8 protein-coding genes and 2 pseudogenes are annotated in these 7,694 nt (G+C 70.5%); 6 read left to right on the top strand and 4 right to left on the bottom strand.

From position 1 onward, the window contains the following. Window positions 1-185: 185 nt before the first annotated feature. Window positions 186-1,562 (bottom strand): glutamine synthetase family protein, encoded by a 1,377-nt coding sequence (locus QK444_RS28525; protein WP_282785230.1) that lies wholly within the window; start codon window positions 1,560-1,562, stop codon window positions 186-188. Window positions 1,563-1,714: 152 nt separating this feature from the next. On the opposite strand from QK444_RS28525, the gene QK444_RS28520 reads away from it, so the two are divergent. From QK444_RS28520 to QK444_RS28505, 4 genes and pseudogenes are all read left to right on the top strand, one after another. Next, entirely contained in the window at window positions 1,715-2,089 is a 375-nt protein-coding gene (locus tag QK444_RS28520) for a hypothetical protein (RefSeq protein WP_282785229.1), read from the top strand. 126 nt (window positions 2,090-2,215) lie between these two features. After that, window positions 2,216-2,734 (top strand): NUDIX domain-containing protein, encoded by a 519-nt coding sequence (locus tag QK444_RS28515; RefSeq protein WP_282785228.1) that lies wholly within the window; start codon window positions 2,216-2,218, stop codon window positions 2,732-2,734. Then, window positions 2,709-3,368, top strand: a complete 660-nt coding sequence (locus QK444_RS28510) for a UdgX family uracil-DNA binding protein (protein ID WP_282785231.1) — start codon at window positions 2,709-2,711, stop codon at window positions 3,366-3,368. Before QK444_RS28515 ends, QK444_RS28510 begins: the two co-directional genes overlap by 26 nt. A 176-nt stretch (window positions 3,369-3,544) precedes the next feature. After that, window positions 3,545-3,958 (top strand): annotated as a pseudogene (locus QK444_RS28505) (response regulator transcription factor); the annotation flags it as partial. A 3-nt stretch (window positions 3,959-3,961) separates the two neighbouring features. Here the strand turns inward: QK444_RS28505 and QK444_RS28500 are convergent. The 3 genes and pseudogenes from QK444_RS28500 to QK444_RS28490 form a co-directional block, all read right to left on the bottom strand. After that, window positions 3,962-4,162: pseudogene (locus tag QK444_RS28500) on the bottom strand (NAD(P)H nitroreductase); the annotation flags it as partial. Between the two features lie 130 nt (window positions 4,163-4,292). After that, window positions 4,293-5,183 (bottom strand): 2-dehydropantoate 2-reductase, encoded by an 891-nt coding sequence (locus tag QK444_RS28495; protein ID WP_282785227.1) that lies wholly within the window; start codon window positions 5,181-5,183, stop codon window positions 4,293-4,295. Between the two features lie 57 nt (window positions 5,184-5,240). Then, window positions 5,241-5,996 carry a glutamine amidotransferase gene (locus QK444_RS28490; RefSeq protein WP_282785226.1) on the bottom strand — a complete coding sequence of 252 codons (756 nt, stop codon included), beginning with the start codon at window positions 5,994-5,996 and terminating at the stop codon, window positions 5,241-5,243. A gap of 86 nt (window positions 5,997-6,082) precedes the next feature. Between QK444_RS28490 and QK444_RS28485 the strand changes: the two genes are divergently transcribed. After that, on the top strand, window positions 6,083-6,883 hold the full coding sequence (locus QK444_RS28485; RefSeq protein ID WP_282785225.1) for a DUF1460 domain-containing protein: 801 nt from the start codon (window positions 6,083-6,085) through the stop codon (window positions 6,881-6,883). Between the two features lie 170 nt (window positions 6,884-7,053). Further along, the gene (locus QK444_RS36510; protein ID WP_349239547.1) at window positions 7,054-7,176 is read left to right on the top strand and encodes a hypothetical protein; all 123 of its coding nucleotides are present in this window, start codon (window positions 7,054-7,056) and stop codon (window positions 7,174-7,176) included. Window positions 7,177-7,694 lie beyond the last annotated feature (518 nt).

Raw genomic sequence — 7,694 nt, 5'->3', positions numbered from 1 at the left:
GTGGCGCGCTGTTGCCTGGTGGCGCGCTGTTGCCTGGTGGCGCGCTGTTGCCCGGTGACCCGCTGTCGCCCGGTGACCCGCTACTGGCTGGTAACCCGCTGCCATCCGGTGACCTGATGTCGTCCGGTGAGGCGTTACCGCGCGGTGCTGCGCTGCCGTCCGGTGGCGCGCTGCCCCGCGCTCGCTCAGAGGCGCTCGAAGCCACGGATTCGCTCCCAGTCGGTGACGGCGGCGTCGAAGGCGTCGAGTTCGACCTGGGCCGCGTTGCGGTAGTGGCGGACCACGTCCGCGCCGAAGGCGGCGGTGGCGACCTTGCTGTCGCCGAAGAGCTGGGCGGCCTCGCGCAGGGTGCGCGGCACCCGGGGGCGCTGCGAGCGGTAGGCGTTGCCGTGGAACTCCGGTTCCAGGGGGAGGCGGCGTTCGATGCCGTGCAGACCGGCGGCGATGGTGGCCGCCACCGCGAGGTAGGGGTTCACGTCGGCGCCGGGGACGCGGTTCTCCACCCGCAGCGACGATCCGTGTCCCACCACGCGCAGCGCGCAGGTGCGGTTGTCCCGGCCCCAGGCCACCGCGGTGGGTGCGAAGCTGCCGGTCTGGAAGCGCTTGTAGGAGTTGATATTCGGGGCGAGCAGGTAGGTGAGTTCGCGCAGGCAGTCCAGCTGTCCGGCCAGGAAGTGCCGCATGAGCGCGGCTTCGCCGCCCTTGCCGTCACCGGCGAACACCGGCTCGCCCGACTCGGTGCGCAGGCTGATGTGGATGTGGCACGAACTGCCTTCGCGCTCATTGTATTTCGCCATGAAGGTGACGCTGCGCCCCTCCTGGGCGGCGATCTCCTTGGCCCCGGTCTTGTAGATGCTGTGGTTGTCGCAGGTCACCAGCGCCTCGTCGTAGCGGAAGGCGATCTCGTGCTGGCCCGGATTGCATTCGCCCTTGGCCGATTCCGGATACATGCCCGCCCCGGCCATCTCGTTGCGGATGCGCCGCAGCAGCGGTTCGACGCGGGCGGTGCCGAGCATGGAGTAGTCGACGTTGTACTGGTTGGCGGGCGTGAGTTCGCGGTAGCCGCCGCGCTGCGCCGCCTCGTAGCTGTCGTCGAACACCAGGAATTCCAGTTCGGTGCCGACGTAGGCGCGTAAACCGTGCTGCGCCAGCCGATCCAGCTGTGCCCGCAGCACCTGCCGAGGCGAGGCCGTCACCGGCTCGCTCGCGGGCTCCCCCCGGTCGCCGAGCCGTTCCACATCGCACAGCACCAGCGCGGTGCCCGGCCACCAGGGCACCAGGCGCAGGGTGTCGAGATCGGGCCGCAGCACGAAATCCCCGTAGCCGGTGTCCCAGGACGAGAGTGCGTAGCCGTCCACGGTCGTCATCTCCACGTCCACGGCCAGCAGGTAGTCGCACGCCTCGGTGGCGTGCTGGAGCACCTCCTCCACGAAGTAGCGTGCCGAACACCGCTTGCCCTGCAATCTGCCCTGCATATCGGTCATGGCGACCAACACCGTGTCCACCATGCCCGCCTCGACCCGCTGCACCAGATCCGCGACGGTGAGCATCCCGGTTCGCATCAAGACCCCTTTCGGCACCGACCTGCTCACGCTAGGCGACCGGTGGGCCGTCCGTGCGTCGATTCACGCCGCGGGTCGGAGTAGTTCTACGCAACGCGCCGAGGTAGTTCCGCCGAGCCGGGCGCGGTGCGGTGCGGCCTACGCTGCGACGCATGCCCACCGCACCGACCCCAGGAACCGCGCCCGTCGGGAAGGAGGCGCTCGTCGGGGCCCTCGCCGCCGTGGCGGCCGCACCCGTGGCCGCGGCGATCGTGGCGGTCCTGTACCGCTTCCCGATTCCGCTGACCGGCTATGCCGATGGGTTCGGCGGTGCGATTCCCGCGGCGCTGGGCAGCCTGTTCTACCTGGTGCTGGGCGGCGCGCCGGTGCTGGGCCTGTCGGGCGCGGTGGGCGGCGTCGCCGCCGCCCGGCTCGCCGGACCCGATATCCGGCGGGCGCGCCGCCTCACCCTGCTCCTCGCGGGTACGATCGCGCTGTTCGGTGCCATCGCGCTGGCGAGCCTCGAACTCTTCATCGGCGCTTGGTGATACGCGGGCCCTCGGTGAATGCGACAGTGCGAAAGTTTTTCGGTGGTCCGCCGGATCGGCGGAGATGCGCCGGATTCGACGCGGACCCCACCCGGCGGAGCCGTCGTACCGGTAGCGTTGCAGGTGATGTCGGTCGAGGATGTCCGGCGAGACGAGATGTGGTGTGCTGTGTGGAGTTTCGAGGTGTCGCCCAAGTTGTCCATCGGTGCGTCGGTTATGAGCGAACTGCTGGACCGGGCCGTGTCCGACGGTGTGGCGCTGCGGCTCGGCGTCGTCATCGAGCACAACGGAGCGGTGCTGCTACTGGAGCACGACGAGCATGTCGCGGGCCGCAGCCCGCTGAACCTACCCGGGACCACCGTGCGACCGGGGGAGCCGCTCGCGCTCGCCGTGGCCCGCGCGGTATTCGAGGAGACCGGTCTGACGGTTGTCGATGTGGTCCGCCACCTGGGCAGCTTCGACTACCTATCCAATGCCGGGACACCGGTGCGCCGGGAGCACTTCGCGGTCGAGGTGGCGAATATCGGGCCCGTCCGGTTGACCAACTACGTCGACCACCACTGGGTTCGGCTGGACGGCGACCTGCCCGTCACCCCGTCGATTCGCCGCATCCTCGCGAATTACCGATCCCACTCGGAAGCGTGAGACGGCCCGCCGCGGCTATACCTCGACCGTGACCGCGGCGGAATTCGTACCCGAACATGCCGACCTCGCGACCCTGCGCCGTGCCGCCCGCGACTGCCGGGGCTGCGAGCTGTACCACGACGCCACCCAGACGGTGTTCGGCGAGGGCCCGCCGGACGCGCGGGTGGTCATGATCGGCGAGCAGCCGGGCGACCGCGAGGATCTGGACGGGCATCCGTTCGTCGGCCCGTCCGGGCGGCTGCTGGACCGGGCGCTCGAGGAAGCCGGTCTGGACCGCGAGACGGTGTACCTCACCAATGCCGTCAAACACTTCAAGTTCACCGAACGCGGCAAGCGGCGCATCCATCAGCGCCCCGGCCGCACCGAGATCATGGCCTGCGCACCCTGGCTCACCGCCGAACTCGACGATATCCGCCCCGAGCTGGTGGTCTGGCTCGGGGCGGTGGCGGCCCAGGCGGTGCTGGGCTCGGACTTCCGGGTCACCCGGATGCGCGGGCACGTGGTGGCGGCGGACGACTACCGGGCCGTCGCCACGGTGCACCCCTCCGCGGTGCTGCGCGATCCGGATCGGGAGCGGGCGTACCGGGGATTCCTCGCGGACCTGCGGGTGGTCGCCCGGGAACTGCGGCCCTGAGAACTGCGGCCCCTGAGAACCGCGGCCCTGAGAACCGCGGCCCGGACCCGGGAGGTCGGCCGACGGTCGCGGCGCCGCGCGTGCGGTGTCGCAGGTGTGCGGCGTTTCCATCGGCGGCTCGCGGGTATCCGCAGCTGCGTGGGGCGGGATCCGCGGTAGGGGAGTGAGGTGCGGCGATGGTGACGGTGTTCCTGGTCGACGATCACGAGGTCGTACGCCTCGGAATTCGCGAACTCATCGAGGACACCGACGATCTCACCGTGGTCGGCGAGGCCGCGACCTGTGCCGAGGCCCGGCGCCGGGTGCCGCCGCTGCGGCCGGATGTGGCCGTGCTGGATGTGCGCCTGCCCGACGGCAGCGGGGTGCGGCTGTGCCGCGATCTGCTGGCCGCCGCGCCGCATATCCGCTGCCTCATGCTGACCTCGTTCGTGGACGAGGAGTCCATGGTGGGGGCCGTGCTCGCCGGGGCCAGTGGGTTCCTGGTCAAGGACATTCGCGGGCCGGAGCTGGTCGCGGCCGTGCGCGCGGTCGCCGCGGGACGGTCGCTGCTGGACGACCGCGCCACCGCGGTGCTCATGGGGAAGCTGCGCGAACAGCGCCGCCCCGCAGCTCAACACCAGCCCCCGGCCCTGCGGGTCGGTGGCGGGCAGCTGTCTGCTCCGGTCGGCGAACAGTTCGAGGGTTCCGCCGTCGAACCGCCATCGCCACGGCTGCGAATTGTGTACCGACGGTGCGCGCACCGCCAGATCCAGTGCGGCTGCCACCGTGTCCGGATTCGGCCGTTCAGCCAGCATCTATCGGTTTCCGCCCTTCCGTCCGCGTCGTATGGTGTCGAACCCGAGTGTGTTCGTCGGGGCGCGGTTCGACACCGAGCCGAAGATCCCGAGCATCCGGGACCTGCGGCTCGGGCCGGGCGGCGGATGCTCAGCTCAGGGCTCGGACCAGGCGGGTCGCGATGGGCACCGGAATGTCGTGGCGGGCGGCGGCGCGCAGCAGCGCACCGCCGATGGCGTCGAGTTCGAGCGGCCGCCCGGCCTCGGCGTCCCGCTGCATGGAGGATTTCGCCTGTGCGGGGAAGGTTTCGTAGCGGGCCAGTGCCGCGGCGGGGTCGGACGGCCCGCCGCAGGCCGCGCTGACCGCCGCCGTCTCCGCCACCAGGGCGGCCAGTTCGTCGCGATGCCGAGTGCGGATCTCGCCGATCGGCTCCGCGTAGTGGGTGGTCATGAGCGCCAGCGGTGCCAGGAACAGCAGTTTCGCCCACAGCGCCGCCGCCTCGTCGGCCAGTACCCGGGTGCTCACCCCGGCGGCGGTGAGCGCCCGGGCCAGGGCGTCGAGCCGATCGCGCGGTGCCGACGCACCGGTCAGGTCGATCTCGGTGAACGGGCTGCCGTGCTGGACGACTCCCGGTGCGGTGCGGGTGGATTCGACGCGGATGACCGCGGGGGCGACCCGGTCGGCGCCGTAGCGGGTACGCAGCAGCGCCGGATGCTCCACGCCGTTGAGCAGCGGGATCAGCAGGCCGTCGCCGAGCGCCGACGGCGCGATGCGGTCCAGGGCGGTGTCGAGGGCGGTGTGCTTGACGGTCACCAGGCAGGCGTCCACCGGTTCCCGAAGCTCGGTATCCGCCTCGATCGCGGCCGTGAAATCACCGAATTGCCCACTGCGAACCTGGATTCCGTCGGTGCGCAGGGTCTTCGTGGTGTCCTCGGAGGCCAGGCAGACCACCCGGTGTCCGGCCCGCGCGAGCAGTGCGGCCAGCAGTCCACCCACCCCGCCGGGACCCAGGACGGCCACGGTCGATGCGTGCTCGGTCATGATGCGATGCGATCCTTTCGTCGGTCGGCCCCGCTTCCGGTGGCCGCCTCGCACCGATCATCGCATCGCGGGGTGGTCGTCGCCGCAGTAGCGGGTGATGAACCGGTGCAGGATCTCCATCGGCTCGGTCACCGTCTCCCGATGCCCGAGCTCGGTCAGGTAGTCGGCCTCCGTCGGATCGAAATACCCTGCGTGACGGTAGGTCTCGATGCGCACCGCGAGTCCGTTGCCGTCGAGTTCGGGATGGAACTGGGTGGCGTACACATTGCTGCCCACCCGGACCATCTGCACCGGGCAGCCGGCCGAACCGGCCAGCAGCACCGCGCCCGGGGGTACCTCCTGGCAGGCTTCCTTGTGACCCACGAAGGCCCGGAATTCCGGCGCGATGGTGCTCAGCAGCGGATCCTCGCGGGCGGCGGCGGTGAGCACGATGGTCTGCGCCCCGGGCGGTTCGCCGTACCGTTCCTCGCTCACCTTGCCGCCGAGCACGTCGGCCAGCATGCTCAGCCCGTAGCAGGCGCCCAGGTACGGGAAGTCGCGGCGGGCGATCTCGGCGACGAGCAGCCGCAGCGGGGGTTCGAAGAGACGCTGGTAGTCGTACTTCAGATCCCAGGGCTTGCTCACATTGCTGGGGCCGCCGCCCACGATGACCGCGGAGAAGTCGTCGAGATCGAGTTCGGGGAAGTGCTGGTCCATCTGGATGCGCACCATCCGATCCGCGTCCAGCCGGGCGGCGCGCAGGATGGCCTGGTATTCGTCGTCGGCGGCCGATCGCTCGGGCCGTAGCTGCAACAGCAGGCAGGGCTTGGGCATGACTTCAGATTGTGACGGCAGCACCGGGTCCGCCGGGCCAGGACTACGGTGGATGTCGCTTGTGTACCGAATCCGCTGGAGGCGTCTTGCGCAACATCGCTCGTGTCCTGCTCCTGCTGCTGACCCTGGTGTGCGGTGCCGCATTCGTCCCGACGGTGGCGACGGCCGCTCCGGCCCTCGACGACACCACCTCCGGAAAGCTAGACGACCTGCTGCGGGTGCGGGCGGACGCGGGCGAGCGGAGCACCGGCGATATGCTGGAACTGCTGTCCCGCGAGTTCCTGGGCACCCCGTACCGGGCGAATATGCTCATCGGGTCCGCGGACCGGCCCGAAGAGTTGGTGATCGACTTCCGGGCGCTGGACTGCTTCACCTACCTCGACTACGTGACGGCGCTGAGCCGCTCCGCCGACCGGAATCAGTTCGTGGACAATCTGATCCGGACCCGCTACACCGACGGACAGGTGGATTTCGCGCACCGCAAGCACTTCTTCACCGACTGGGCGCACACCGAGCGCATCGCTGCCACGGATATCACCGCCTCGGTGAGTCCGGCGGCGGTGACGGTGGACAAGCGGCTCAACGCCAAGGCCGACGGCGGGACCTATCTGCCGGGCCTGCCGGTGGTCGAGCGCGCCGTCACCTACATTCCCCGTGACGTGGTGGACGACGGCGTGATCGCCGGGCTGCGTACCGGCGACTACATCGGCGCGTACGCCGACGCGGCGGGACTCGACGTCACCCATGTCGGCTTCTTCGTCATGACGCCGTCCGGACCGGTCTTCCGCAACGCCTCCTCGCTGCCGGAGCACGACGAGGTGATCGACTCGCCCTTCCTCGACTACGTCCGCACCACCCCGGGGATCGTGGTGCTGCGTCCGGTGTGACGCGAGGCGGTTCCGTCCGCACGGCGTGCCCGGTTATCCACGCATCGTGGGCGGCGACACCGAGCCTTGAGGTCGGACACCGAATCCCCTCGCGGCGGGGCACTCTCGATCGCGTCGGCCCGCGCCTGGTCATGACCGGCGGGTCAGTTCTCGGCGTCGGTGCGTTGTGCGTGATCGCGCTGGCACCGGAGCCGCCGTTGTTCTTCATCGGCTGGATCGCCGCCGGAGTCGTGATGGGCGTGGTGTCGTATTCACCGGCGTTCGCGGCCCTGAACCGGTGGTGGGGTGAGTGACGGGTCCGAGCGCTGCTGACCGTCACGCTCGCCGCGGGCCTGGCGAGTACCGTGTTCGCCCCGCTCACCGCGGCCGTCACCGGCCTGCTCGGGCTGGTTTCCGGGGCGGGGGCGCTGGCGGCCATGGCGTCGGCGCCGTGGGCGGGTATCGCCCTGGCGGCGTGGACGGGCAGTTATGCCGACGCGTTCGTGGTGCTCGGCGGTGTCGCTGCTCGCCGTCGGTACCGCTGTCGCGGGCGCGTACGCGTTGGAGCGCGGTGTACGGAACAGCGCGCGGGCATCGTCGGCCACCGGGAACCGTGCGCCGCGGCGGTGACACGCGGGCTCGCGGTTGTGTCCCACATCACAAACGGACTCTACTGTTTGTCTCATGGGTCTATCGCGCTCGCAGTGCACTCGATCGACCGTCTGCTCGATTCCGCTGCGCCGCACGGCGATTGCCGTTGCCGCCGGGCTGGCGCTGACCGTTCCGGGGGGTGTGGCGCGGGCGGAACCCGCGCTGCCCGCGGGACTGGCCG

The organism is Nocardia sp. CC201C (assembly GCF_030010695.1).
Classification (GTDB): Bacteria; Actinomycetota; Actinomycetes; order Mycobacteriales; family Mycobacteriaceae; genus Nocardia; species Nocardia otitidiscaviarum.
Note: the sequence above shows the minus strand (reverse complement) of the source record. Positions and strands in the feature narration are given on the sequence as shown.

What these genes read in the sequence shown, in the direction of transcription:
- QK444_RS28525 (WP_282785230.1), bottom strand. Translation starts at nt 1,562, where the DNA reads ATGCGAACCGGGATGCTCACCGTCGCGGATCTGGTGCAGCGGGTCGAG.
- QK444_RS28495 (WP_282785227.1), bottom strand. Translation starts at nt 5,183, where the DNA reads ATGACCGAGCACGCATCGACCGTGGCCGTCCTGGGTCCCGGCGGGGTG.
- QK444_RS28515 (WP_282785228.1), top strand. Translation starts at nt 2,216, where the DNA reads ATGTCGGTCGAGGATGTCCGGCGAGACGAGATGTGGTGTGCTGTGTGG.
- QK444_RS28520 (WP_282785229.1), top strand. Translation starts at nt 1,715, where the DNA reads ATGCCCACCGCACCGACCCCAGGAACCGCGCCCGTCGGGAAGGAGGCG.
- QK444_RS28490 (WP_282785226.1), bottom strand. Translation starts at nt 5,996, where the DNA reads ATGCCCAAGCCCTGCCTGCTGTTGCAGCTACGGCCCGAGCGATCGGCC.